Origin of the sequence: Bradyrhizobium sp. HKCCYLRH3097 (assembly GCF_051167875.1) — a bacterium.
Classification (GTDB): domain Bacteria; phylum Pseudomonadota; class Alphaproteobacteria; order Rhizobiales; family Xanthobacteraceae; genus Bradyrhizobium.
Genome location: NZ_JBNPTX010000004.1, coordinates 444,650 through 469,726, shown reverse-complemented (window position 1 = coordinate 469,726; position 25,077 = coordinate 444,650). Strand labels below are relative to the sequence as shown.

The following is a 25,077-nucleotide window of genomic DNA, read 5'->3' as shown; positions in this document are numbered from 1 at the left end:
TCTCTCCGCATATGGAACATTGCAATGCTCGATAGGTCCGATGTCGGCAACCGCTATGACGAAGTCTGGCGCATCAGCGAGCCGTACATGCGCGCGCGCAAGAACGACGTCCACATTCCCCTGTCCTATGCGTATGCGCGCAAGCTGCTCGCTCAATATCCGGACGCAGACGAGGACATCGTTTCGCTCGCAATCATCCTGCACGACATCGGCTGGTACACGATCGACATGAAGGACATCATCGAGAAGGGATTTGGTCCCAACATGATGCAGTCCGATGTGCGCTTTCTCCACGAAAGCGAAGGCGTCCGCATGTCACGCGACGTCCTCGAACAGGCCGATTGGCCGGAGAACATCATCGTCGCGGTCGGCGAGATCATCGACGGCCACGACACTCGCCCCTACCCGCGCTCGCTGAACGACCGGATCGTGCGCGACGCCGACAAGCTGTGGCGCTACACCACCACGGGCGTCGCGGTGGCCTGCGACTGGTTCAAGATGACGCCGCGCCAATATGCGTCGCGCCTGACGACGCAACTCGCGGTGCTCGAGACCGAAGCCGGACGACTGATGGCCGAGGAGGCGTTGGGCGAGACCCGTGCCGCGCTGATGCTCGACCTGATCTGAACGAGAGGCCGCGGACATGGACATGTTCATCGATGGCCGCTGGGTTGCAGCCCAAAGCGGCGCGACCTTCGACGTCGTCGATCCGGCAACGGGTGAGACGGTCGACAGCGTTCCGGAGGCCGGGCGCGCGGATGTCGATGCCGCCATCAACGCGGCCGACATCGCATTCCAATCGTGGAAAACAACGCCCGTGGCAGAGCGCGCCCGCCTGCAGAGGAACGCGGCGCGGCTGATGCGCGAGAGTGCCGGTGAGCTCGGTCGCCTGCTGACCAGGGAGCTCGGCCGTCCGCTGGCGGGAGCCGTCAGCGAAATTCAGCGCTCGGCCGAACTGCTCGACGTCTATGCCGAGGAAGGCCTGCGCCTGCACGCCGAGATGCCGCTGACGGGTGTGGCCGGCGAAAAGATCATCATCACACGCGAGCCGGTCGGCGTCGTGGTCGCGATCACGCCCTTCAACTATCCGGTGACGCTGCTCTGCTTCAAGCTCGGCGCCGCGCTGATGGCCGGTTGCACCGTCGTCGCCAAGCCCGCCGAGGACACGCCGCTGTCGACCTTGCGGCTCGCTGAACTCTTTCGGGCCGCTGGGTTTCCGGACGGCTGCTTCAATGCCGTGACCGGTCGCGGCCCTGACCTCGGCATGCAGATGATCGCGCATCCGACGCCGCGCAAGATTGCGTTCACCGGCGGCACCCGGGCCGGAAAGGCGATTGCCGCCGCAGCCGCGGGAACGATGAAGCGCGTCACCCTCGAGCTCGGCGGCCAGTGCCCGGCCATCGTCTGCGCCGACGCCGATATCGGCGCAGCGGCTGCTGCGATCGCCCGTCACGCCTTCGCCAATTCCGGCCAGTTCTGCTACCGCGTCAATCGCGTCTATGTCGAGCGCCCCATCTACGCGGCCTTTCTCGCTGCGCTCGCCGACAAGGTCGCGCAGCTCGACGTCGGCAACGGCCTGACCTCGAATTGCGCGCTGGGACCCGTTGTCAACGAGAAGATCTACCGCAACAGCGAGCGGCAGATCGCCGATGCCCGTGCCAACGGCGCAACCGTGCTGACCGGCGGCGTCCGGTTGACGGGCGGACTCTACGACAAAGGCTGGTTCCTGCCGCCGACCGTGATCGCCGATGCGCCCCCCTCCGCGCTCGTCATGACCGAGGAAACGTTCGGCCCCGTGCTTGGTGTCGCCCCGTTCGACGATCGCACCGAGGCGCTGCGGCTCGCGAATGCGACGGTCTATGGACTGGCCGCCTTCGTGTTCTCGCGCAACCTGGCGACAGGACTGACCCTGGCCGAGCGCCTCGAAGCCGGCTCCGTGTGGGTCAACGACATCCAGCGCTCGAACCAGCGCGCGCCGTTCGGCGGCATGAAGCAGAGCGGAATCGGCCGCGAGAAGGGCCGCTACGGCATCGAGGACTACCTCGAATACAAGACGATTTATCTCAGCTACGACACGGAGCTGCGATGATGCATTTTCTGCGCGAACAGGATCTGCCGATCTGGCTTGCGGCGCGGCCGTGGCTGGACGTCCGCTCCAACGACGAGCATACGCTGATCTCCTATCGTCTCGGCCAGGCGCTGCTACGGATCCATCCCGAAGCGGACGCCGCCGTGGTGCTGCCGGCGATCCTCATGCACGACGTCGGCTGGAAGAAATTCCCGCCCGAGCAGCTCGCCGCCGCCGTCGGCCCCAATCCCAGATATCCCGAGCTGCAACGTGCCCACGAGATCGAAGGCGTGAAGATCGCAGCCGAGGCGTTCGCACGGCTGGCGATCCCCGGGCTAAGAGTCGAGACCATCCTGGCGATCATCGACGGCCACGACACCCGAAAGACGGCGATCTCGCATGAGGATGCGCTGATGAAGGACGCCGACAAGCTATGGCGCTTCACCGGCCATGGGGTCGCGACGATCGGCGGCTGGTTCGATACGCCGCCGAAGGAGACGCTCGCGATGCTGGAAAGCTTCGTGCTGCCGTCGATGCTGACCGAGGCCGGCACCACCATGGCCCGGGCGCTGATCGCCGAGGGCACGGCGTCTGCGTTCATGGCGGATCTGCTGCACATCGAGGTTGCCACATGAGTCCGATCCAACTGCAAGGCAAGCGCGTCATCGTCACCGGCGCGGCCGGCGGGCTGGGCCGCGGATTCGCGCTCGCCTTTGCTGCGGCCGGTGCCGAGGTCGTCGCCGCCGACATCCGTCTCGGCGGCGCCGACGACACCGCGCGGCTGATCCGCGACCGCGGCGGCAAGGCGCACGCGGCGGAGGTCGACGTCGCGAACGAGACGTCCACCGCGGCGCTGGCGCAATTCGCGCTGGCGCGCATGAGCGGCCTCGACGTGCTGGTCAACAATGCCGCGATCTATGCCGGGCTCGAACGCCGCGGCTTCGAGGCAATCCCGGAGGCCGAGTGGGACCGGGTGATGCGCGTCAACATCAAGGGCGTGTGGATGATGAGCAAGGCGGCCGCGCCACTGCTGCGACGCGCCGGCGGTGGCGCGATCGTCAACGTCTCGTCGGCCACCGTCATGAGCGGCTCGCCGATGTGGCTGCACTACGTCTCGTCGAAAGGCGCCGTCATTGCGATGACGCGTGCGCTGGCGCGCGAGCTCGGCGACGACAAGATCACGGTCAACGTCATCGCGCCCGGCTTCACGCTCACCGAGGCCAGCCTCGGCCTGATGGAGAACGCCGCCGAATATGGCGTGTCCCGCGGAGCCCTGAAGCGCGCGGCCGACGTCGACGACATGGTCGGCGGCGCGCTGTTCTTCGCGTCGGCGGCCGCGGCCTTCATCACCGGTCAGACCCTGATCATCGACGGCGGCCGGCAGTTCATCTAGGGACACGCAACGACCCATGCCCAGAATCACCTTCATCGAGCCGGACGGCACCGTGCGCCTTGTCGAGGCCGAGCCCGGCGAGAGCGCCATGCAGGCGGCGAAGCGCAATGGTGTCGATGGCATCATCGGCGAATGCGGCGGGTCCTGCATCTGCGCCACGTGCCATTGCCACGTCGACAAGGCATGGCTGGAGCGCGTCGGCCCCGCCGGCGACATCGAGGTCGACCTGCTCGAATTCGAGGCCGCCGACGTGCGCCCGGAGAGCCGCCTCGCGTGCCAGATCTCGATCACCGACGCGCTCGACGGTCTGGTGCTGCAGGTCGTCGGCCTCAGCCGCTGAACGGCCGGAGGGTTGCACCGGTCTTTGATCACGCCGCACGCATCATCGGCGGTGGGACGATGACGGGCATCGAGCTGCTCGCTTGAACAGATCGACCCGCTTGGTCGATACGGCCGCGCCGATCCTCGCCGCCGCTTTCCCTTCGCATCGCATCATCTCGTCGCTTGCGCAGCAGCAGGAATGCGGTCGACTACGCTCACAATCGCGCCCGAATACGCCCGATGTTCATGCGCACCCGCGGCCTAAAGAAAAACCAAAGAATGCGGCCTACACTGGATCCTACAACATCGCGCGACGATCTATCAGGTCTAACCGCCTGACTCGTACGCCATCGCCACGCGCCGCACAACGTTCGCCCGTTCAAGGGCGGCAGCGGACCGCAACGAAGAGCAACGAACGCGATCACAGAGCTCGGGAGGAGCAACGCATGCCGAAGCTGCAGCGGCGGGACTATTACGACACGGCCCGCGACATGAACTGGGCCTTCTCCTATGTCAGCGAGGAGGAGGTCTTTCCCGAGGAGCTGTCCAAGAGCTTCGGCATCCACGGCGAGCAGTGGTGGGGCTGGGACGAGCCGTACAAGCTGACCTATCGCGAGTACGTCCATAACCAGGCCGGCAAGGACGACGGCATCTACTCGATCCGCTCGACGATTGCGCGCTCCAATTTGTATGACAATCTCGATGCCGGCTGGAAGTCGGCGATCAAGGCGCATTACGGCGCCATTCCGGTTCCGGAATATTTCGCCTCGATCGGCGAGGCGCGCATGGCCCGGTTCGGCCGCGCTGCTGCCTGGCGCAACATGGCCACCTTCGGCACCCTCGACGAATGCCGCCACGGCCAGGCGCAGATCTACTTCCCCTATTGCCTGCTCGGAAAGGACCCGCAATTCGACTGGGCCCACAAGGCGATGCACACCAACGAGTGGGGCGTGATCGCGGCGCGCAGCCTGTTCGACGACATGTTCACCGCCAATGATGCGGTGTCGACGGCGATCCAGCTGACCTTCACCTTCGAGACCGGCTTCACCAACCTGCAGTTCCTCGGCATGGCCTCGGATGCGCTGCATGTCGGCGACATCGAGTTCGGTGCGCTGATTTCCTCGATCCAGACCGACGAGGCGCGGCATTCGCAGCAGGGCGAGCCGACCTTGAAGATCATGATCAACAACGGCAAGAAGGCCGAGGCGCAGAAGATGGTCGACCAGATGTTCTGGCGGTCGTGGAAGCTGTTCGCGCTGCTGACCGGCATCTCCATGGACTACTACACGCCGCTGGAAAGCCGGACGATGTCGTTCAAGGAGTTCATGCAGGACTGGATCTGCCGGCAGTTCATGGACCAGTTCAAGGACCTCGGCATGAACGTGCCATGGTACTGGGAAAAGCACTTCCTGCCCGAGCTCGACTGGGTCCATCACGCCTATCACATGGGCGTCTGGTTCTGGCGGCCGACCGTGTGGTGGAATCCCGATGCGGGCGTGTCCGCGGCCGAGCGCGACTGGCTCGAGCAGAAATATCCCGGCTGGAACGACCGGTTCGGCAAGCTGTGGGACGTGATCGGCGACAATGTCCGCACAGGCCAGATCGAAAAGACCTATCCGGCGACGCTGCCGGTCGTCTGCAACTGCTGCCACATTCCGATCTGCAGCCCGAGCATCGGCCAGGCGCCGCGGATCACCACGCACAACGGTCGCAAGCTGAACTTCTGCTGCGAAGTCTGCGAATGGGTGTGGAAGAGCCAGCCCGAGCGCTACGACACCCATCTCTCGATCGTGGACCGTTTCCTGGCCGGACACATCCAGCCGCCGACCCTGGAAGGCGCGCTGCAATATATGGGCATCACGCCCGATGTCGCCGGCAATGACGCGCAGAGCTACGCCTGGAATGGCGCGTCTCGCCTCGCGGCCGAATGATCCGCCCAGCATGAATTGACAGGCGCCGCTTACGAGCGACGCCCCCACCCGACACGACCACAGATATAACAACAAATCTGGGAGGTAAGCGTGGCCCTGTTCCCGCTCCAAGCCAACTTCCGCGGCGACTTCGTCGTCCTGCTGATCCCCGTCGACGACGGCGATAGCATGAGCATCGTGGCCGACAAGGTCGCCCAGCACGCGGTCGGACTGCGCGTCGCCGAGAAGAACGCGTCGAAATGCGTCTACCACAACGGTCGCGAGCTGCCGTCCGCGATGACGGTGGCGCAGTCCGGAATCCAGCCGATGGATTGGATCGAGGTGGCCTATGTCTGACGACGCCGACGTGACGTGGAGGCAGGTCGCGACCTTGGACGACCTTTGGGAAGGTGATTTCATCGGCGTCGAGGTCGACGGCGAGGAAGTGATCGTGATGCACCTTCCTGGCGGCGAGCTGCGTTGCTTCCAGGGCATGTGCCCGCACCAGGAGATCCTGCTGGCGGACGGCAAGGTCGATTTCGAAGCCGGCACCATCACCTGCTCGGCCCATGAATGGGAGTTCAGCATGGATGACGGCCGCGGCCTCAACCCTCGCGACTGCCGCCTCTTCCGCTACGCGGTGAAGAAGGACGGCGAAGCGATTCTGGTCGGCGTGCCCAACGACGGACGGCTGCGCCGCCTCCGCCACAAGACCGAGCAGGACGCATAGGACAAGCCCATGACCACGACAGCAGCACCGAAACTGGTCGGCCCCGTCATCAGGGGCGTCGACGAGGACATCATCGACGCCGTGATCGCGGCGAGCGAGCAGGACAATCCAGACGTCGAGATCGTCATCGAGGACCGCGGCGGCTATGTCCGCGTCCAGGCCGACCGGAATTTCCGCCTGACGCAGAAGAGCATGCAGGCGGCGCTGGGGCGGCCATTCCGGCTCGCCGAGATCGAGCCGAGCCTGGTGTCGTTCGGCGGACGGCTCGAGTCGATGGACGACGAATGGGTCTGGACCATCCACACATAACAAATTCCGAGAGGATACGTCATGACCGCGATGACCGCGAAGCCGGCTGCGCGCAAGCAGAAGAAGACTTGGAGCCTGTGGACCGAGCGCCGGCTGCCGTCGGAATACGAGGCCGTCACCTACAAGTTCCACAGCCACTTCCGCCGCGCGCCGGCACCGTTCGAGCTGTCCGAGAACTGGTCGATCAACCAGTTCTATCTCAGGAATCGCGAAGGCTCGAGGCTCACGCTGGACGATTGGGAGGGCTATCGCGATCCCCTCACCTACACCTATCGCCGCTATGTCACTGACCAGAAGGATCGCGAGGTCTATTGCGACAACCTGATCGACGAGTTCGAGCGCCAGGACAGCTATCGCAAGCTGTCTGCGCCGTGGCTCGACTTCCTCGGCCAGGCCTATCTGCCGGTGCGTTTCCCGGGACACGCGATGCAGATGAGCGCGGCCTATGTCGCGCAGATGGCGCCGTCGGCGTTCGTGACCAACACCTTCTACTTCCAGATGGGCAACGAGATGCGGCGGGTGCAGCGCCAGGCCTATCTGGCCAAGGCGCTCGCGCTCGACACCGGACGCCCGGAGCTCGCCGACAGCGGTATTGCGCGTACCGTCTGGACGCAGGCGCCGCAATGGCAGGGTCTGCGCGAGCTGATCGAGAAGCAGCTGATCGCCTACGATTGGGGCGAAGCGTTCGTGTCCCGCAATCTGGTGCTGCGGCCGATCTTCGATCACGTCTTCAATCGCGAGATCGCCGATCTGGCGCGCACGAACGACGACGACCTGCTGGCGCTGCTGCACGACGACTTCCGCAACTACGACGAAGCCTATGCGGTCGAGACCACCAAGACCCTGGTGCGCTACGCCACCGGCAAGGTCCCGGAGCACGCGGTTCTGCTGCGGGAGTGGGTCGCGAAGTGGATGCCGCTCGGCGAACGCGCCGCGCGCGGCCTCAGCGAGGCACTTTCGACCGCGCCCGGCGCCGACGATGCACGGGCGATCCTGGAGCGGACCATGACGGCCCAGGCGAGGCTGATCGCGGATTGCGGCTTGTAGTCTGGCAGACGCGGTCGGCGTGCTGCGCCGACCGCCCAAGCCGAAAGGATGGCGTGGATGACCCGGCAACTCCGCATCGAGCCCGACGGTGTCGCGATCGACGCGGCCGGCCATGACACCATCCTTCAGGCAGCGCGACGCGGGGGCGTCGCGCTGCCTTACGAATGCGGCTGGGGCAGTTGCGGCGCCTGCAAGGTGACGCTCATCGATGGGCAGGTCGATCTGATCTTTCCCGGCGCGCCGGCGGTCAATCCGCGCGACGCACGACGCAACCGCATCCTGGCCTGTCAGTCCCGCGCGATCTCGGACGTCACGATCGCCCGCGGTCCCGGCGACTGGTCCGCGCCGACGCCGCGATGCGTCGAGCAACAGGCGATCCTACGCGGAATCGACGATCTCGCGCCGGAGATCCGCCAATTCAGCTTCGAGACGGCCGAGCCGATCGACTTCCGGCCGGGTCAGTATGCGATCCTGCATCTCGGCGAAGGGCTGCGGCGCTGCTACTCGATGTGCAACCTGCCGGGCAGCAACGTCCTGCAGTTCATTGCCAAGCGCTACGATGGCGGCACGGGCAGCAACGCGCTCGCCGCGTTGATCCCAGGCGCGCAGATCACCATCGAGGCGCCGTTCGGCGCCTGCACGCTGCGTCGACAGCCGGGCCGCAAGGTGTTCGTGGCGGGAGGCACCGGCATCGCGCCGATCCTGGCGATGCTGCGCGAGGCCGCGGCTGCGCGCCTCGATTTCGGATCGCCCGCGGACGTCATCTACGGCGCCCGTACACCGGCGGATCTCGCCGCCGATGACATGCTGGCGGCGGCGATCGCGCAAACGCCCCGGGCGCGCTACCTGCCCGTGGTCGAGCACGCGCCGTCCGGCTGGCCGCATGCGGCCGGCTTCGTCACCGATGTCATCCAGGGCGCAGTCCTGGATCCCGCGGCGGCCGAGTTCTACGTCGCCGGCCCGCCGGTCATGGTGAACGCGGTCAGGTCGCTGCTGCGCGCCGCCGATGTTCCGATCACGCAGGTTCATTATGACAGCTTCGGCTAGAGCAGGCGTGCGCGGTGCTGCACCCATCTGGGCGATGGCGCCTGGACTGCGCCGTCTCGCCACACGTCCCGGCAGCGCGCCGCGGCTCGCACCAACATGGCCCTGCCACCAGCTCGGCGACACCTCGCCCGCCGGATACGCCGCACAGCTCGTGTCCTGCGCCTGCGCGCTGGCTGGCGTCGAAGAGGTACCGGCGCCGATGAACGCCGCAGGCCGCGCCTTCGCGCTCGATGACATCCATGCCATGGGCCAGCCGGAGGCCTTCGTGTTCGCGCCGGTGTGGCTCATCGTTCGCCCCGACGGGTCGCTGCACCTGACCTTGCGGCCGGAATGGGCGCAGAAGGTGGCGGCCAAGGGCTGGGGCACGGTGCATCCGTTCGTACGCTACATGGCGGGCGCCGTGCCGCCGCAGAGCCTCGTGGTCTACGCGCCGCGCGATCAAAGCGAGCTGGCGGTTGCGGCGCGGATCATCGCGGCCGCGCACTGCTACGCGAGCGGCCGCATCGGCGACGTCGCATTGCCCGACAGCCGGTGGTGAGCGATGAGGGAGCTCTCGGCCATGACCAATGAAGGCGGCACCAGGCGGTTTCGCATACGGCTGGAACGTCCGGAGGGGACGTTCATATTCGACGCCATATCCGACGAATATCTGCTGTACAGCATGATCGACGCCGGCATCGAGACGCCCTACATCTGCGAGCAGGGCTGGTGCCTCGCATGCGCCGCGCGCTTGGTATCGGGCAACGTGGACCGCTCCGATGCGCTGACGGTCTACCCTCAGGACGCTGAAGCCGGCTTTCTGCTGCTGTGTTCGACCAAGCCCTGCTCGGATCTGGTCCTGATGCTCGACGAGCGCCAGACCCGACGGGACATGATGCAACACCGGATCGAGCACAATCAGTTGGCGCGAGCCTATCCGCCCGGCGCACGTCTCCGGTTTCGCCGCGGACGCGCTAAGGCGCGAGTCGACGCGTGCACCCGTTCAGCAACAGGGACTCGAACAGATGAGCCGGCGACATCCGCTCAGATGGGGCTGATTGGATCAAAACCGAAATAGCCTCGTTTTGCACAGTATGAGTTGGTGACCATCAAAGCCGCAGAAGGTGAAGCTGGTTCTATCACTGACGCATTCGTTTGTTGGGTCCGGGCTGGGTCGGCCGCCAGCGCAGCTTTGAATTCGATCGATCCACGGCATCCGGCGAGCCGCTTCAGAACAGCTCGAACGATCGTCTCTGCGTCAGCGCAACACGGGTTCTCTCAATCGTCCTTGCCAAGGGTCAAGCGCCATCGCTTTCATTTCGGGGCCCGAGGAGGTCACACAAGACCGCTTCAAGTTGAGTGGCGCATCCCTCGTCATTCGTCCAGCAGATCCAAGAACTGTTCGACCCGTCGTAAAGCAGGTTCATCGCTGCGCCCGGGATAGACGACGCGATCGCCCTCGCGCTGCAGTGACCGCGAGCGTAATTTACCGATCCTCCCTGCGAGCATGGTTGCAGCAATCGCATCCGGGCCGACATCGAGACGCATGATCCCCCGTTGCCTGCAACTTATCCTGAGCTTGGCGACAGCAAAGAAATTGCTGGCCTCGGAGGGCAGCTTGCCGAATCGGCGGTGCGTTTCATCCTCGAGCTCCTCCAGCTCGTCATCACTCCGGCACCGGGCGGCTCGAGCGTAGATCTCCAGCCTGACCGCCTCCGATTGCACATAGCTCGAGGGAAGCAGCTCAGGGATGGGAAGATTCAACTCAGGGATCCACAGCGCGGACATTCCATCGCGGTCTCCCTCCAGGGCAAGCGTGAGAAGGTGGCCATAGAGCGTCGGTCCGAACACCTGCATGTGGCCGGATTGTCGATCGGAGCGCAGGTCGCCGCCGCCGCGAAGATCGAGGTCGCGAGCGCTGATCGCGAAGCCAGCGCCCGGACGGCTCAATTCCTCGAGAACGGAAAGCCGCTTTTCCGAGCGTTCGGAGCCGCCTTCCGTCAGGAAATGTGCAAACGCCCGGATGCCGCCCCGTCCTACTCGCCCCCTCAGCTGATGCAATTGTGCCAGGCCGAATTTTTCGGGCCAGCACACAACGATGGTGTTCGCACGTGGGATATCGAGGCCACTTTCCACGATGTTGGTCGCAAGTAGTACATCGGCACGGCCTTCGACGAACCCCATCAATCTCTCGTCAATCTCGTCCGTCGGCATCTTGCCGTGAATAGCAATGATACGTAGTTCCGGCGCCAGCGCATGGATCCTGGCGAGCATGGGATCGAGATCCTGGATCCGCGGACAAACGACAAAACTCTGACCGTTACGTCTGTGCTCACGAACCAGCGCTGCGGCGATAGCTATGTCCGAAAGCGGTGCCACCTTGGTGGCAACCGGAACACGATGGACCGGCGGGGTTGCGATCACGCTGAGATCCCTCAAGCCCGTCAAGCCGGCCGCAAGTGTGCGGGGGATCGGTGTCGCACTCATCCAGAGCCGGTGGCCGTTCTTATTGAGGCCCGACAGCATAGCTTTCTCGGCAGCGCCGAAATGCTGCTCCTCGTCAATGATGATCAGGCCAAGTTCGGCAAATCTCACCTCCTTGGATGCGAGCGCGAGGGTCCCGACGACGACCCTGAGTTCTCCGCTCTTGAGGCGCTCCCTTACCTCCCGCGCTTCGGCGGTCGAGGCAACCCGCGACAGGTTTCCAACATCGATGCCAAGAGGCGCAAAGCGCTTGCGGAAGGTTTCGACATGCTGTCGTGCCAGCACTGTCGTCGGCACGACGATAGCGACCTGCTTTCCGGCCAGCACGGCGGCTGCCGCTGCGCGCAGCGCCACCTCGGTTTTGCCAAAGCCGACGTCTCCACAGACGATCCGGTCCATCGGGTGCCCCGATGCAAGATCATCCAGAACGTCGCGGATGGCCTTCGCCTGATCGGCGGTGGTGAAATAGGGAAACCGCGCGACGAACTTCTCATAGACAGCAGGGCGCGGCACGAGCTTCGGAGCCGGGCGCCGCCGGCGCTGACTCATCTGCTTGGCCAGCTCCTTTGCGACCACGTGAATCTCCGTCTCGGCAGCGGCTCGCCGCGGCCGCCACGAGCTGCCGTCGGCCTTGTCCAGCGAGGTGTCTCCGAGCTCAGCGGCGTACGGCCAGATCAGCGCCAATTCTGCGAGAGGAACGAGAACGGCGTCGTTTCCGGCAAATACCAACCTGACCATCTCGCGCGCCGAAAGATCTCCCGTGCCCATGGATCTCAGGCCGCCAAGGCGTGCGAGTCCACGTTGCAGATGAACGACCACGGATCCGAGTTCGGGGAGATCTCCCGAATCGAAGCCGGGCGTCCATGCCCAGTTCATCGGTTGCGGTTGGTGTGCCCTGCTGCCGAGCACGTCGGCAGCAGTGATGACCACGAGCGGCTTCTTTCCAGGAACGACAAAGCCCGCATCGAAGCCTGCCAACAATGCGGCCTGCTGCCTGCCCCTTGCGGTCGCGTGCGTCCAATCGGGCACGCATTCGGCCTTGATAGCGCTCATCCGGGCCATCACACGCAAATCAGCTTCGACCGCAGCGACGAAAAGCACACGTGCGCTTCCGCGCTGGGCTTCCTCGATAAATGCACGGAGCGCCTTCCGCGGAGAGGCTGCCTTGTAGAACTCTGGCGTCGCACGATACGGAGTGGTTGGCGGCAACACAGTGATCTTCCTGGCCGCCAGCTCCCATTCGCGTCGGCTGAGATAGGCACGGTCACGCTCACTGCGGGCGGCCGCATCCTCGATCGTGCTCAACCAGGTGTCGGCGTGCCTGGGCACGGTGCTGTCGGCGATCCATTTGGCGCGCGCACAATAGTCCAATAGGCTGGACCTTCTTCGAGCCCGGCCCGTGAACGCCAGCCGCTCGGACATCGGGTCAATCAGGAGTTCCTTCGTTTCGGAAATCACCTCCTGGTCTATCGGATTGATCGCTGCAATACGCCGGATTCTCCCTCCGGAATGCTCTATCCTAAAAGGTCCGAACGCGCCGGCCGGGAAGATCTCGAAGGTGTTGCCGTGAAACAAAACTCCACCGGGATAATCCGGACTGTCGTCCAGGTCGTACCCGAGAGCTTTCAGACGGGCCTCGAGGTCTTCCTCGGAAAAGACGGCCCCGGTCCGAAGGAGAAATCCGATACGAGACCAGTTCGCAGGCAACGGCAGGAGCTCCATTATGGCCTCCGCCGTCGCGATCAGCAGGATCGGCTTCTTTGCCCTGGCAAGGCGTCTCAAGACGGAGCTCCGCCGGCCCGCGATATCACGTGAAGGCTCAAGCTGATCGAACGGAAGCGTGTTCAAACGGGGATAGACGAGCACATCACAGGCCGGCTCGATAACTGGGATGATCGAACCCAACAGCTCGGCTCGGCTCTCATTTTCGGCGAGAAACACAAGTCCGCCCCGGCCCGAAGCGCGCCATCGCGCGGTAAGATACAGCGCCAACATGCCCAGTGGCGACGAGGAGGAAATGCCAGTCCGGATCGGAGCCTTCGTTGTTGCCGCAACAGATGTCTTCTTCCGCGGGGCGGCCTTTGGTGACGCGGAGCGCTTTGCTGATGTGTTCTTGCGCGGCGTTGAGCCACGGGGCGTACGAAGAGCAGTGGTCACTGAATTCTCGTGCTGAATTGACGAATGCGAGGCAAGCCTGCGAATCTTTGTCGAGCTTTAGCGGATTCGACGGATTCAAGGGATCCAAACTTCGGAGTGTCGATCACCGTTCTCCCCTTAAGTGCGACGGTGTCACCAACCAGCACCATCGTCGCGCTCCACGTGGCAGACTGGGGTGCCATGACAACCATGACGCAGAGATTCGTTCTTGAATGACCATGGTACGAGCGCCGTGATAAGCGTGATTACCGCCTTGGTGACTGGGCTGCACAGAATTCACGAGCCCGGCTGAGACGGCCTGCGGTGGGACTACCCATCACCAGGTTTGAGCAGAGCCTGCGGTTGCCCATGCTATGAGCGATCCCGCGTGATCTCTGCCCTTATGGCTAAGGGCTTCTGCCGAAGCTGCTGAAGCCGCAACGTACAATAACGCAGTAACCCTCGATTCGGCACAATCAAGGCGAACTTCTCCGCGCTCAATCTTGAACGCCGTTCCTCGTGCTCGCTCTCCGTTGCGCCTATGTCATGAAGGAAGCGCTGAGGTTGAGAACGGGTCTTCGGATATTCACACTTGCTGGCCGCTACGTAATCTTGGGGTGCCGGGCGTCTGCCGTCGCGCGAGAAATTGCCGACTTGGGAATGACGCGCGCCCGTTCACCCCTCCACCGCCGGCGGCCGCGCCACGCCATATCGACGGTGACGTTTCATGCGTTCATGCCTTCCGCTTCGGAAGGATCGCGTCGAAAGCAAGCTTGCTCGACCGCTCGCCGCGATCGGTCTCCTTGCGGATGCCGAGCCAGACGAAAGTGCGGCCGTTGTACCAGCGCGTGCGCTGGAAGCTCTGGGTGACACGAATGCCCGCGCGCGGCACCTCCTCCTCATGGAGATTGTAGCCCTGCTGCTGCGGGAGGTCGAGACCGTGGCGCAGCAGATCGGTGCGAGGTTCGACGCGCACCGGCGGATCCGGGTCACGGTCGATGACCCGCAGCATTGCGGCGCGACGCAGCTGGATCTCGCGGCTGTCGTTGTCGATGTGCACCGGGATGAATGGGATCCAGTTCTCCGGCATCTCGCTCATCAGCCGATAGCGGATCGCGGCGTCGTTCTCGATCGGCGGCGCAGGTGGTGGGTCCGGCGGCAGGCTCTCCTCCACCAGGCGACGGAAATAGCGGCGGGTGTCGAGCGCAGCGCTGCGCCCGCTCTTGCTGTCGCCCGAAGCCAACATCACCCGCGACTCGACACCCCACACCATGTTGGCCATCTCGTCGCGGAACAGTTCCACCGACTCCAGCGGCTCGCTCTCCTGGATCTTCGGCACGCTGGGCACGATGAACAGGCTGAGATCGGCGGGAATGTCGTCGCTCCCCTTCGTCGCCAGTGTAAACATCGACCAGCGTTGCCAATCGGCGTCCGTGCCCTTGCCCGCGGCTTCAACCCAGATCCGCTCGCCGAAGACGTTGGTCACGCTCATGCCGGCGACCCGGGTGACCGCCCCGGCCGGCACGGTGAACGGCATCAGGAACCAATCGTTGGCGTAGACGAGGCCGAATTCGATCAGCAGCAGCTTGTTGACGTCCGTCGTCTCCGGATCGATGTCGCCGAAATTCGTTCGTCCCTCCTCAAAGGTCCACCAGCGTGTGTTCGGCATCCCGTCGAACTGGATCGGCGCCGGGATGAACGACGCCGTAAAGGTCGTCTCGACGGCGGCCGGCGGCGGCGCGTCCGCGAGGTCACCGAGTCCTGCGCCGGAGGCGTCGACGTCGAAGTTGTACCAGTCGAGATGCCCCTGGAAGTATTCGTCGGCGACCACGAGCTTCTCGCCGCCCGCCTTGGGCGCCGACGCTGCAAAGGCGTATTCGAGGCGATCGGGCAGCCAGGCATCGGCGGCACCCGCGGCGGGCTGGTAGAACGCCTCCCGGTACCACCCAAGGAATTCCGCCTCCGCCGTCTCGATCGCAGCAGTGCTGGCCGGATTGCCGAGCACGACGAGGTCGTGCGCGTGATTGCCGGGCGCGGCCGTCAGATGCTCGACGAGGTCGTAGCCGTCCATCGACCGGCCGGCCAGCGCCGCCATCGTCTGCCAGGCTTCGCGATGGGCGGCGACCGGCGCATCGGCCTTGAGCGCCGGATCTGGCATGGCGACCGGCAGCGCCGCGATGAATTGCTGGGCAAGCCCCGGCTCGATGCCGGCGACGAGCTTCAGCCAGCGCCGGCCCAGGGCGATGCGGAGATCGAACGCGATCTTCTGGCCGGCGAGACGGAACGGGATCGGCCGCCGCTCGACCTTGGCTTCGAGCGGCACGTCGTCGGCGAACGCTTCCGGCGGATTGCCGGCCGCGCGGTATTTCGTCAGTTCGGTGGTCTCGATGTGCACCTTGGCGACGACGGGCGAGCCGGCGTCGTCACCCTGAAACTCGCCCATCTGCCACTGCTTCGTCAGCAGCCACAGCGGATCACGGACCTCGGCCTTGAGCGCGCGGTCGAAATCGTGCGTGCGTGGACGGCCCTCGAGCCTGTTCCACAACGTGATGGTGGGCAGCTTCACCTTGCCGGAGAACACGGCGGAGAGGTTCTGAACCGCGACATAGTCAGCCATTGCCCGTCTCCGTCTCGGCCAGCACCGCGGCGAGGTTGTTGTTGAAAGCGAAGTTGAGCGAGGCCGTGATCGGATGGAAGGCCACGGCGGACACCAGCGCCGGCAGGAAGCGGGCATAGGCGGTCGTGTCGACGTGGTCGGGCTCGATCGCGCGCTTCTTGGCGAGGTCCATCGTCTCGCGTACCGTGTCGACGAGATCCTGCCACTGCCACGAGCCGACAAATTTCGGCGGCAACGCCAGCAGCAGAGTCTGCGGCGGTTCGGCGTTTGGCCGGTCGAAGTGGAACGCCAGACCGGTATCCTCGGTCGGGCGCGGGATCACTTCGGTCCACTCGTCGAGCAACAGCCCGAGTTGCCGCCGCGCCGGGTCGAAGCTTTCGGCGAAATGCGCGGTATAGAGCAGCTTGTCCTCGTCGATCACGAACGGCTTTCCGTCGGCATCGGTCTCCGGGAATTCGAGTCCGAGCCACGGCAACTCGGGGCGATGCGGAAATTGCAGCGCCTGCAGCGCGACGCCCGCCCCCGTGAACGCGTCGGCGAGATGCTGCGAAGCTTCCAGATCGTGCAGCTTCGACCGCACCCGCGCGACACCCGTGAACCAGTCGTCGAGCGGAAAGCGGCGTCCGATCGTCGTCTTGAGGAACCCGAGAATGGCCTCGTCCGCCTGCGCCCCCGCGCCCCAGGCGTTGCTCCATTCGCCGGCCTGCGCCGCTGGCAGACCGAAATCCGGAACGATCTTGAAATCTTCGCCGAACAGCAGCTTCGCCGCGGCGGTCAATGCCTCGATCTTGTTCTTCGCCTCCGCCGCGGCATCGTATTGATCGAGCCGGGCCTGGATCGCCGGCAGCCGCGTCGTCAGTTCGAGCGCGAGCGCGGCGGTGCGCTTCGCCATGTCCTCTGCGAGGGCGACGATCGCCGTGCGCTGTGCCGCGATGTCGATCGCCGCCGCGTCGAACGCGGCGTTCGCAGCCTTCGACGCCTCGATGCCGTCATGCAGGGCGGCGAGATCGGACGCATTGTCGTAGAGCATGATCAGAACGGCGCGCTGTCCAACGAAGGCGGCGCGCTTGCCGCTCATGAGATCGTCGCGGAAATCGTCCGGCTGCGCCGGTAGAGGGTCGGTCGCCGTGGTCGCGATCAGCTTTTCGGCCACCCGCAGCGCCAGGAACTTCGCCGCGTCCGGCGCGCCGGAATCAGCGTCGTAGGCGAGTATGCGTGCGTCGAACTCGGCGAGTTGCCTGGTCCATCGAGCGATGTAGCCGGCGAGTACGGCGTGCAACTGGGAGAAGATCCGCCGCCGGTCGGCGTAGACGGCACCGGTACCGGTCTGCAACGCCGCGAATGGACCGAGACCCTGCATCACCGATACGAAGCCGGTGATCGTCTGCTCGATCTCCGTGGCGATCTGGGCCTCCTGCTTGGCGTCGAGGCGGGCCTGCAGCGCCGTACGGAAGGCGTCGAGATCCGCAAGCCGCGCGGCGAGCAGATCGCGCGGCAGCGTTGCCCGCTCGCGCGCGAGCGCCGCGTCGAGATCGACCGCCTCGTTCGCCTCGCCGGCCATCGCCATGTCGCTCGCCTTGAGCGGACGTGAACGCAGTAGCAGGCTTCTGAGATGCCGCACCAACGCCGACAGTTCGAACAGCGGCACATGCCCGGCGATCGCCTCAATCCTCTCGCGGTAGGCGATCGTCAGCATTGCGTCCGGGCGCGGTGCATGGACGGCGATCACATGCGCTTCGATCAGATCGTCGAGCGCCTTGGCGGCTGGATCGTTGTCCGGATCGAGCAGATACAGCAGGTCGATCGGCAGCAGGCCGAGATCGGCCTGCGTCACGTTGTAGGTGACGGAGGAGAGATCGAGCGGGTCGGTGACCGTCACCGAGCAGGCGACCGCTGCCGGCGGCGGCAGAATGCCCGCGAGCCAGGCGTTGAGCGCGGGCTCCGCCTTCGCCCGCGGCGATGTCAGCGCGCCGTCGTTCGGGTCGAGCCCGGCCTTGAGATGCAGCGCCACCCGATGGGTCAGCGTCACCCCCGACCGCGGCGTGCGCACCACGTCGGGGGTCGCCGGGAATTTTCCCTTGGAGTAGGTGTCGAGCACGGCGCCGGCGCGGTCGTAATTGCCCTGCACCACCTGATGCACGCTCTCTGCCATCGCGAGGTCGGCGACCGCGTCGGCGATGTCGGCAATCCGCGCGGCCTCGGCGGTGATCGCTGCGGCCTGCTGCGGGCTCGCCGCCGGCAGGTCGGCATCGTGGCCGAACGGGTAGCTGCTCACGCCGCTGGTCTTGATGTGTTCGACCAAAGCAAGGCCGTCGATGACGTTGCGCGCCTCCACCCGGTTGATCCGCAGTCGCCGACCGAACGCGTCGAGCCGGCCGGTAAGCGTCGGAGCCAGCCGGTCGCCGACCAGCGGGAACACCTTGCGGAGGTCGTAGATGAACCCGTCCACTTCGACGTCGTGGCGATCGTGCAGGCCGCGCTCGAACTGGTAGCCGAGCAGCGCGCCGAGGCTCTGCTCGCCCTTCATTCCCTCGATGATCGACAGCGCGATGCGGACTCGTTCCGAGCTGAGATTGACGGCGAGGCTGCCGGGATTGTCGGGCGTGGCGTTGGACAGATAGCCGTTGCGCAGCACCGCGGCGGTCACCGCTTGGTTCAGCGACGGCGCGTGGATGTAGCCCTGGTTGCTGCGGTCGCGCATCAGCGGCGGCGCATCCGGATCGGCGAAGATCGCCGCGAGGTTTGCCGGCAGTTCGACCGCCGTCAGCTTCTTGAACTCCGGCTTGACGTTCTCGAGCCAGCCATAGGCGCCGAGATAGATTCCGGTCTTCGCCTCGCCGGCCGGTGCGCCCGGCTGAGCGGTCCCCCGGCCGGCACCGTGCGGATAGCGCATCCGTTCCAATTGGCGGCTCATGATGCCGCCGTACCAGGCGTCGAACCGGTAGGTGCAGAGGTCGAGATGCTCGGCGAACACCCGTTCCAGAACCGCTGTCGGGGACCTCTTCAGCCGTTCGAGCGCATCGAGCTGGCGCTTGAGATACGCGGTGGCGACCATCGAGGTCAGCACCGTCGGGATGAACTCGCCGACCGTCCTCAGTCCCGTTCCGGTGACCGCGGCGTCGCTGCGGTGGAGGTAGCGCCAGCGGCTGCCGCCGGCCGCAGCCGGCACGGCGAGGCTCGCCTCCTCGACCTGAAAGAACTTCGGCTCGCGCCGCGCCGCCTTCAACTCGGTCTCGCCGATCAGCCCGGCATTGAAGAACAGGCGGATGCTGGTCTCGACGAAGCTCAGGTCGAGCGCGTGATGCAGCATGAGATACAGCAGCGCGTTCGGGCGCTGGGTGAAGCCCTGCTGCAGCCGCAGCGCATCGTGTGAGGTCGCCGCAGCCTTGATCAGCCAGCCGATGTAGTTGTCGCCGCCGGCGGTGTAGGCGCGGATCTGCTCGGTCTCCGACAACGGACGGTCGTCGATCAGCGGGCCCTTGAGCTGGTTGGGCGCATTGAGAAAGAGTTTCTCGAGGATGTCCGGCACCTCGATCCCCTCGGGCGGCGTGTAGCCGAGCTGCTTCAGCAGATCGAGCCCGCTTCCGACATAGCCCGCGGCGAGCAGGAGCGCGACCAAGGCGCCGCCCGCCCCCTGCATCGCGAGGCGGTTGTACAGTTCCTTGAAGCTTTCGGCGAAGCGCTGCTGGAATTCCACCGATCCGGCGTGCAGGCCGAGGACATCGAGCAATATCTGATGACGGTCGCCGCCCGGCTTGCCGATGTAGGACACCCGCGACATCAGCGGCTCGAGATCGGCCTCGACCTTGCGCAGCAACTGATACAACCGCGTCAGGAACCGCAATTCCGGATCGTCCGGCGCGTGCGCGGCCCCGACCGCGACGTTCGACCCCGCGAAGATCCACTGGATGCGCGAGCGCGGCGTCGCCGGCAGGATGCCGTAGGGCTGACGACCGACGCGGATCGTGGGCATCGGCCCGCGTGCCGACACGTGCCGGACGAAGAAGTCGCGGGTCCGCTCCGCCGTCGAATCGTCGAAGACCGGATGAAGCATGCTCTCCATGAAGTAGCCGAGCGTGGCCGGCCACAGCGCCGTGTTCATGGCGCGGGCGTCGTTGACGTCGTGGCGATGATAGAAGGGGATCGCCGCCAGCGCGGCCGGATCGAGACCGAGCGTGGCGGCGAGGCAGCGTCCGTCTGTCCGCTCGAACCATCCGTCGGGGTCCAGGGGCGGAGTGCCGAAGTAGTGATCGAAGCTGACGTCGGACTCCTCGCGCCAGCTGTAGGCGGCGCCCTCGCCCTCGACGTTGTTGGTCGGCTGGCCCTGCGGCAGGATCGAGAACCCCGCCTTCGACTGATGATGATGGGTGAACAACTGCTCCAGCGCGACCCGGCCGGCGTCTGCATCGGCCCCGAGCCGCACACCGAGCACCATCAACTGATCGAAGCCGCGGCGGAAGGCGGGCGGCGTTAGCGGCACCCGGAATCCCATGCCGATCTCGACGGCGCGGTCGAAGTTGCGCACCCATTCGAGCTCCGGACCGAACGTGATGTCGTCGCCGTCGTGCGCGACCGACGCGTCGTCCGTTCCGGTCGGCGACGGCGTGACCGGCAGCGGCGACCGAATCGGTTTTCCGAGTTGCTCGAGTTCGAGCGTTCCGCCGTTGTAGCCGAGCAGGACGAGGCGATCAGGCAAGGTCCGCGCGGTCGCCGGCTGCGACCAACCGGTCTCGCGCATCGGCGTGGCGTCCGCGGCGGGAAACTCCAGATACGCGGCGATGACCGTGGTGGTCGCGCGGTCCGCGCCCTCGGGCGGCGCGTCGGCGAGATTCCGCGGCCGGTACGCCTCACGGACCGCCGCGGCGCGCTCGGCCCCGAGCGCGTTATCGAGCGCGGCGATCGCGTCCGTCTGCGCGGCCACATCCGTGCCGGCGCGCCACAGCGCGGTCCAGAATGCGCTGACCGCACCTCGCTCGGGATCGGCCAGCGGCGCGCTGGTCACCACCGTCAGGATCACGGTCGGCACGCCTTCCACCCTGGCCGGTCGCGCCGCCTCGTTGAGCGGGCGATGAGTCTGGGTCACGTAGTAGGACCGCCCCGAGCCCTGTCCGCTCACGAGCGTTCGCCAGGCGGCCCGCTCCCCGGCGGGGTCGTGGTTCGCCCGCCAGACGTCGGCCCAATAGGCCTGGGCGCGCTTCACCTCGTCTTCCGACAACGCCTCCTCGAAGCTGTCGACCGCGATGTCGTCCGGATAAACCCGGACCCACAGCTCGTCGCGGTCGCCGCCGAATTCCGCCGCCTGCTTGAAGCGCGTTTCGATCCGCAGCGGCATCAGCAGGATCGGCGTCTGATCGGACAGCAGGCCGATGTTGCGGCGTGGGTCGGTGAAGTTCGCGAACAGCCCGCTATTGCGGACCACTTCGTCCTTCGCCGCCTTCAGCGCGCCGCCCAGCCGCTCGATCTCGGAGGCCGCCGCCTTGGTCTCCTTGTCGATCGCCGCCAGCGCCGGATCATCGGCGCCCTTGCTGACGCGCTCGGCCCGTGCGCGGTCGCGGATCAGCCGCGCGCGGGTGTGGCGAAGCCGGCCGATCTCGCGCGACGTCGCATCGGCCGCGGCGCGCGACGCTTCCAGCTCCTTGCGGATATCATCGAACTCGGACATTTCGCCTCCGCCGCCCCCTGTCGTGTCCGCTGCGCGATCAGTTCGGCAGCATCTCGCTGCCGTGCACCGCGACCAGCACGGGAACCTGGTAGAGGATGTAGGCGAGCTCCGCGGAGTTGCTGTCCGGATGCCAGCGTAGCGCCTTGTCCTCGTCGTACTGTTGTTTCTTCTCCTGCAGCTCCGGCGCCACCGGATCGTCCAGGGTGAGGGTCGGCCCGCCCGGCCTGATCTGCAGAAAGCCCTTGTCGGCGTCGGACAGCACGTCAGGCCAGGCGAGGTCGTTCCAGACGTTGAGCGGCCCGTCGCGAGAAATATCGAGGCCGAAGCGCGGCTCGCCGGGCCGCTCCTTGATGACGAAGAACCAGCCCGGCGCCGTCGAATTGCCGCGGCCAGTGCCTCCCTTTGCCTCCTTCGAGGTCAGGTCGAAGCCAATGAAGGTGATGTCGGGATCGACCTTGGCTTCGTAGAGCGGCGTGCGCAGGCGGTCTTCCACCGGACCGTCGGTCTCCAGCACCCGCTCGACGCGGGGATTGATCGCGCCGCCGTCGTCGCGCTGCCAGCGCGCCTTCTGGGCGTAGATCACCGCGGTGGGATATTTCTTCAGCAGCTCGCCGCGGATGACGAGGACGACTTCCTCCTCGTTCTCGCCCGGCTTCTCGCGATGGTCGTGATCGCCGAGCTTGGAGAACAGCGACCAGGTGTGGAGCGGCGGAATATCGCGGAGCTTTTCGCGCAGTTCGTCCTTCGACAGGCCCTCCCGGTCGATCACGCCGCTCGGGTCCCAGAACTGGCGGAAGCAGCTGCCGCGCTGGTCGGTGGGATATTCGCGCCACAGCAGCTCGCGGGCGAATTCATGGTTGAGGCCGACCATGTAGGCCTCGATGAAACGCTGATTGGTCTCGAGCAGCGTGATCGTGTTCTGCGGAATCTTGTCGATGTTCGGCAGGAAGTGCTCGTCGGACAGACCGAGAAGCGGCTTGTACATCGGCAGGTCGATTTCCGGATATGCCATCACAGGCTTGAACACTTCCGGCTGCAGCAGCGTCGCGATCCCGTTGATGGCCAGCACTCGCGGCGGAATGGTGATCGAGGAGAAGGTGAAGGCGGGCACCGTCTTGTCGGGATCAATCGCAGCGAAAGTCGACGCTCCGAGCGCGGCGATGTCGATCGGCTTGCGCAACGGCGGCTTGCCGAGATCGGCGCTGACCGTGAGCAGCCGGTTGAGATCCTTGAGGGCCAGTTTGAAGCGCGCCGCCTCCGGGCTGTCGGCGGACGAAGCGCCGCCGACGGGCTCAGGCGCGGCGGGATCGGGATCGCGGATGGTGAACGACGGAAAGCCCGGCAGCGCGTCGATGATCTCGGGCGAAGCCCCTTGCGGCAACACGCCGGTCGCGATGCCGGCCTGCTTCTCCAGCCGCACCAGCCATCGGAACAGCGCCAGCGCCGCTGCCGCGACCACGATCGCGAGCGGGACGGCGACGGCCAGCAGCAGCACGGCGAGCAACAGCAGAACGACCAGTAGGACCCACTTCGCCCAGCGGTGCTTGGTGAGCCAGTTGGTCAGCTCCGCGGGCAGCGACTTCGGCTGAAGCTGCGCGGCGACATCCTCCACCACCGGCAAGGCTTCCGGGGTGACCCGCGGCGGCGCCGCGCTGACCTCGCCGCGATTGACCTTCTCCAGCAGCTCTTCGGCGCCTTTCGGCGAGTCGAAGCCGAGCGTCGCCGCGAGCTGGTCGCGCGGCCGGACCGCGCGCCGGAACGGCGCGGACAGCGCCGCGCGGGGCACCGTGCTTTCCTTGAGCCGATGGCGCAGCGTGAAGCCGTCGGCGATCACCCGGCGCTGCACCGGCGCCATCATTGTCAGCCCGCGTTCCGCACTGAGATCCTTCAGCGGCCCGAGATGGCGCGCATGCCAGATCGCGGCTGCGGCCTTGGCGAATTGCGCCAGCCTGATCCGCCGGTTCGCCGCAAGGATGTCGCCGACCTGGTCCCAGGCGGCGTCCATATAGGCCTCCTGATTCTTCTGCACGACCGCCGTGCCGAACGCGGCGGGAACGCGAAACCGCGGGTCCAGATTGAGCTCGTGCACCCAGTTGCGCGGCTGCGGCGCGTCGCTGCCGTCTGCCTCCTCAAGCAGCCGTTCGGTGACCGCGTGCCAGCGGCCGTACAGCGGCGGCGTGATCACCGGGTCGGGCGCGCCTTCGCGGGCATAGTCGTCGGTCAGGTTGACGAAGCCCGCCAGCGCCTTCTCGAATTCGTGCGCGTAGGGTTCGTCCCAGCCCTCATAGGCCGCGGCTTCCGCCTCCTGCGCGCCGGTCAGCGCCTCGTCCGGCACCTTGAGCGCGCCGCCGAGCCGCAGCACCCCGTGGAGCCCGGCGACCGCGATGGGCGGCATCCCGGAGCCGGGCGTCTGCGTGTCCATGTCGCGGCGGCCGAGCCGCGAGTCCGGCGGACGCGGCTTCAACAGGCGGACGAGGTACTCGAAATCGCCCACCGTCCCAGTCTTGAAGTACCACCGCTTGTACACCGGATGCAGCGTCGGGAACGGCCGGTCGGTATAGTCCGCCCAGGCCGACAGGGTGGCGAAGAGCGCGGGATTCGCCGCCGGCGCGATTCCGAGGCCGGCGAGACGGCCGCTCTCGAAGGTCGGCACCACGAACGCATGGTAGGACGTGTTCGGCTTCAACTGACGTGGCGACAGGACGCGCGAATAGGCGTAGTCCGGATTGCTGGCCAGCAGGCTCTCCAGTCGCGCCCTCGCCTGGTCCGCATTGGTCGATTCCACCACGCCGTCCTGCTGGATCAGGTCGCGGTTGACGTGGACGTGCGCCCAGGCCCAAAGCTGGTCGGCGGGCGGAAATACCGAGGCCGGATCGCCCGTCACCTCGATCGCCGGCAGCGGCCGCGCCGACGACACCGCGACTTCCTTGAACTCCTCCACCTCGAGCACCAGGAGTGCGAGCCACGGGCGCAGCCGGTGGCGCGACTCGTCCGGCGCCGCTGGCGTGTAGCGCCACGGAAAATCCTCGTCGTAGAACTCAACGAAGGGCAGGTAGTTCGGCTCGAAATTGGTGATCCAGTCACGCGGCTCCACCTTCACCACCGCCATCGGATCGATGCCGACGACGTCCCCGGGACCATAGAGCGCGACATCGCGCGAAATCGTCGCCGTCAGATCCGTGTCGCCCTGGACCGGCCGCCCGGCCAGCGACAAGTCGACCTTGATCGTCGCGCGCAGCGCCACCGAGTTGTCGTTGTCGGCCGCCGTGATGCTGTTCGCCACGCCGAGCCGCAGCCAGGGCAGGAAGGAATAGGTGCCGATCGTGTCGCTCATCCCGCTCCTCCCCGCCGCCTCGCCGGATCGCCCGCCATCA

At 65.9% G+C, this 25,077-nt stretch carries 17 protein-coding genes; 13 read left to right on the top strand and 4 right to left on the bottom strand.

Annotated features, from left to right (window positions below; all coding sequences use genetic code 11):
• The first annotated feature begins 24 nt into the window (after window positions 1-24).
• From ACQR0U_RS13675 to ACQR0U_RS13615, 13 genes are all read left to right on the top strand, one after another.
• Window positions 25-627 carry an HD domain-containing protein gene (locus tag ACQR0U_RS13675; protein WP_315751483.1) on the top strand — a complete coding sequence of 201 codons (603 nt, stop codon included), beginning with the start codon at window positions 25-27 and terminating at the stop codon, window positions 625-627.
• A gap of 16 nt (window positions 628-643) precedes the next feature.
• Window positions 644-2,089 carry an aldehyde dehydrogenase family protein gene (locus ACQR0U_RS13670; protein WP_434843250.1) on the top strand — a complete coding sequence of 482 codons (1,446 nt, stop codon included), beginning with the start codon at window positions 644-646 and terminating at the stop codon, window positions 2,087-2,089.
• On the top strand, window positions 2,086-2,703 hold the full coding sequence (locus ACQR0U_RS13665; RefSeq protein WP_315751478.1) for an HD domain-containing protein: 618 nt from the start codon (window positions 2,086-2,088) through the stop codon (window positions 2,701-2,703). The genes ACQR0U_RS13670 and ACQR0U_RS13665 overlap by 4 nt, the downstream gene beginning before the upstream one ends.
• Window positions 2,700-3,461: an SDR family NAD(P)-dependent oxidoreductase gene (locus tag ACQR0U_RS13660; protein WP_315826582.1), complete on the top strand. Its 762-nt coding sequence runs from the start codon at window positions 2,700-2,702 to the stop codon at window positions 3,459-3,461. The genes ACQR0U_RS13665 and ACQR0U_RS13660 overlap by 4 nt, the downstream gene beginning before the upstream one ends.
• 16 nt (window positions 3,462-3,477) lie before the next feature.
• A complete protein-coding gene (locus tag ACQR0U_RS13655) occupies window positions 3,478-3,801 on the top strand; it encodes a 2Fe-2S iron-sulfur cluster-binding protein (protein ID WP_434843251.1) in 324 nt (107 codons plus the stop codon).
• 427 nt (window positions 3,802-4,228) lie between these two features.
• A complete protein-coding gene (locus ACQR0U_RS13650) occupies window positions 4,229-5,713 on the top strand; it encodes an aromatic/alkene/methane monooxygenase hydroxylase/oxygenase subunit alpha (RefSeq protein ID WP_434843252.1) in 1,485 nt (494 codons plus the stop codon).
• A gap of 90 nt (window positions 5,714-5,803) precedes the next feature.
• A complete protein-coding gene (locus ACQR0U_RS13645; RefSeq protein ID WP_315826579.1) occupies window positions 5,804-6,049 on the top strand; it encodes a toluene-4-monooxygenase system B family protein in 246 nt (81 codons plus the stop codon).
• The gene (locus ACQR0U_RS13640) at window positions 6,042-6,422 is read left to right on the top strand and encodes a Rieske 2Fe-2S domain-containing protein (protein WP_315826578.1); all 381 of its coding nucleotides are present in this window, start codon (window positions 6,042-6,044) and stop codon (window positions 6,420-6,422) included. The genes ACQR0U_RS13645 and ACQR0U_RS13640 overlap by 8 nt, the downstream gene beginning before the upstream one ends.
• A 9-nt stretch (window positions 6,423-6,431) precedes the next feature.
• Complete coding sequence (locus ACQR0U_RS13635) at window positions 6,432-6,731, top strand: MmoB/DmpM family protein (protein WP_315716254.1); 300 nt, start codon at window positions 6,432-6,434, stop codon at window positions 6,729-6,731.
• 21 nt (window positions 6,732-6,752) lie between these two features.
• Entirely contained in the window at window positions 6,753-7,778 is a 1,026-nt protein-coding gene (locus tag ACQR0U_RS13630) for a toluene hydroxylase (RefSeq protein ID WP_434872170.1), read from the top strand.
• A 57-nt stretch (window positions 7,779-7,835) separates the two neighbouring features.
• Complete coding sequence (locus tag ACQR0U_RS13625; RefSeq protein ID WP_434843253.1) at window positions 7,836-8,825, top strand: 2Fe-2S iron-sulfur cluster-binding protein; 990 nt, start codon at window positions 7,836-7,838, stop codon at window positions 8,823-8,825.
• A 7-nt stretch (window positions 8,826-8,832) separates the two neighbouring features.
• Window positions 8,833-9,363 carry a hypothetical protein gene (locus ACQR0U_RS13620; protein ID WP_434843254.1) on the top strand — a complete coding sequence of 177 codons (531 nt, stop codon included), beginning with the start codon at window positions 8,833-8,835 and terminating at the stop codon, window positions 9,361-9,363.
• A 21-nt stretch (window positions 9,364-9,384) separates the two neighbouring features.
• A complete protein-coding gene (locus ACQR0U_RS13615; protein WP_434843255.1) occupies window positions 9,385-9,882 on the top strand; it encodes a 2Fe-2S iron-sulfur cluster-binding protein in 498 nt (165 codons plus the stop codon).
• A 296-nt stretch (window positions 9,883-10,178) separates the two neighbouring features.
• Here ACQR0U_RS13615 and ACQR0U_RS13610 read toward each other — a convergent pair whose 3' ends face one another.
• The 4 genes from ACQR0U_RS13610 to ACQR0U_RS13595 all read right to left on the bottom strand — a co-directional run bounded on the left by ACQR0U_RS13610 (window position 10,179) and on the right by ACQR0U_RS13595 (window position 25,037).
• Window positions 10,179-13,283, bottom strand: a complete 3,105-nt coding sequence (locus tag ACQR0U_RS13610; protein WP_434872169.1) for a DEAD/DEAH box helicase — start codon at window positions 13,281-13,283, stop codon at window positions 10,179-10,181.
• An 874-nt stretch (window positions 13,284-14,157) separates the two neighbouring features.
• Window positions 14,158-16,041, bottom strand: coding sequence for a hypothetical protein (locus tag ACQR0U_RS13605; protein WP_434843256.1), 1,884 nt, complete (start codon window positions 16,039-16,041; stop codon window positions 14,158-14,160).
• On the bottom strand, window positions 16,034-21,703 hold the full coding sequence (locus ACQR0U_RS13600) for a hypothetical protein (protein WP_434872168.1): 5,670 nt from the start codon (window positions 21,701-21,703) through the stop codon (window positions 16,034-16,036). The genes ACQR0U_RS13605 and ACQR0U_RS13600 overlap by 8 nt, the downstream gene beginning before the upstream one ends.
• A gap of 37 nt (window positions 21,704-21,740) precedes the next feature.
• Window positions 21,741-25,037 (bottom strand): hypothetical protein, encoded by a 3,297-nt coding sequence (locus tag ACQR0U_RS13595; RefSeq protein WP_434843258.1) that lies wholly within the window; start codon window positions 25,035-25,037, stop codon window positions 21,741-21,743.
• Window positions 25,038-25,077: the final 40 nt, after the last annotated feature.

What these genes read in the sequence shown, in the direction of transcription:
- ACQR0U_RS13615 (WP_434843255.1), top strand. Translation starts at nt 9,385, where the DNA reads ATGACCAATGAAGGCGGCACCAGGCGGTTTCGCATACGGCTGGAACGT.
- ACQR0U_RS13665 (WP_315751478.1), top strand. Translation starts at nt 2,086, where the DNA reads ATGATGCATTTTCTGCGCGAACAGGATCTGCCGATCTGGCTTGCGGCG.
- ACQR0U_RS13630 (WP_434872170.1), top strand. Translation starts at nt 6,753, where the DNA reads ATGACCGCGATGACCGCGAAGCCGGCTGCGCGCAAGCAGAAGAAGACT.
- ACQR0U_RS13625 (WP_434843253.1), top strand. Translation starts at nt 7,836, where the DNA reads ATGACCCGGCAACTCCGCATCGAGCCCGACGGTGTCGCGATCGACGCG.
- ACQR0U_RS13660 (WP_315826582.1), top strand. Translation starts at nt 2,700, where the DNA reads ATGAGTCCGATCCAACTGCAAGGCAAGCGCGTCATCGTCACCGGCGCG.
- ACQR0U_RS13655 (WP_434843251.1), top strand. Translation starts at nt 3,478, where the DNA reads ATGCCCAGAATCACCTTCATCGAGCCGGACGGCACCGTGCGCCTTGTC.
- ACQR0U_RS13605 (WP_434843256.1), bottom strand. Translation starts at nt 16,041, where the DNA reads ATGGCTGACTATGTCGCGGTTCAGAACCTCTCCGCCGTGTTCTCCGGC.
- ACQR0U_RS13635 (WP_315716254.1), top strand. Translation starts at nt 6,432, where the DNA reads ATGACCACGACAGCAGCACCGAAACTGGTCGGCCCCGTCATCAGGGGC.
- ACQR0U_RS13600 (WP_434872168.1), bottom strand. Translation starts at nt 21,703, where the DNA reads ATGTCCGAGTTCGATGATATCCGCAAGGAGCTGGAAGCGTCGCGCGCC.
- ACQR0U_RS13595 (WP_434843258.1), bottom strand. Translation starts at nt 25,037, where the DNA reads ATGAGCGACACGATCGGCACCTATTCCTTCCTGCCCTGGCTGCGGCTC.
- ACQR0U_RS13640 (WP_315826578.1), top strand. Translation starts at nt 6,042, where the DNA reads ATGTCTGACGACGCCGACGTGACGTGGAGGCAGGTCGCGACCTTGGAC.
- ACQR0U_RS13650 (WP_434843252.1), top strand. Translation starts at nt 4,229, where the DNA reads ATGCCGAAGCTGCAGCGGCGGGACTATTACGACACGGCCCGCGACATG.
- ACQR0U_RS13610 (WP_434872169.1), bottom strand. Translation starts at nt 13,283, where the DNA reads ATGTTGGCGCTGTATCTTACCGCGCGATGGCGCGCTTCGGGCCGGGGC.
- ACQR0U_RS13675 (WP_315751483.1), top strand. Translation starts at nt 25, where the DNA reads ATGCTCGATAGGTCCGATGTCGGCAACCGCTATGACGAAGTCTGGCGC.
- ACQR0U_RS13670 (WP_434843250.1), top strand. Translation starts at nt 644, where the DNA reads ATGGACATGTTCATCGATGGCCGCTGGGTTGCAGCCCAAAGCGGCGCG.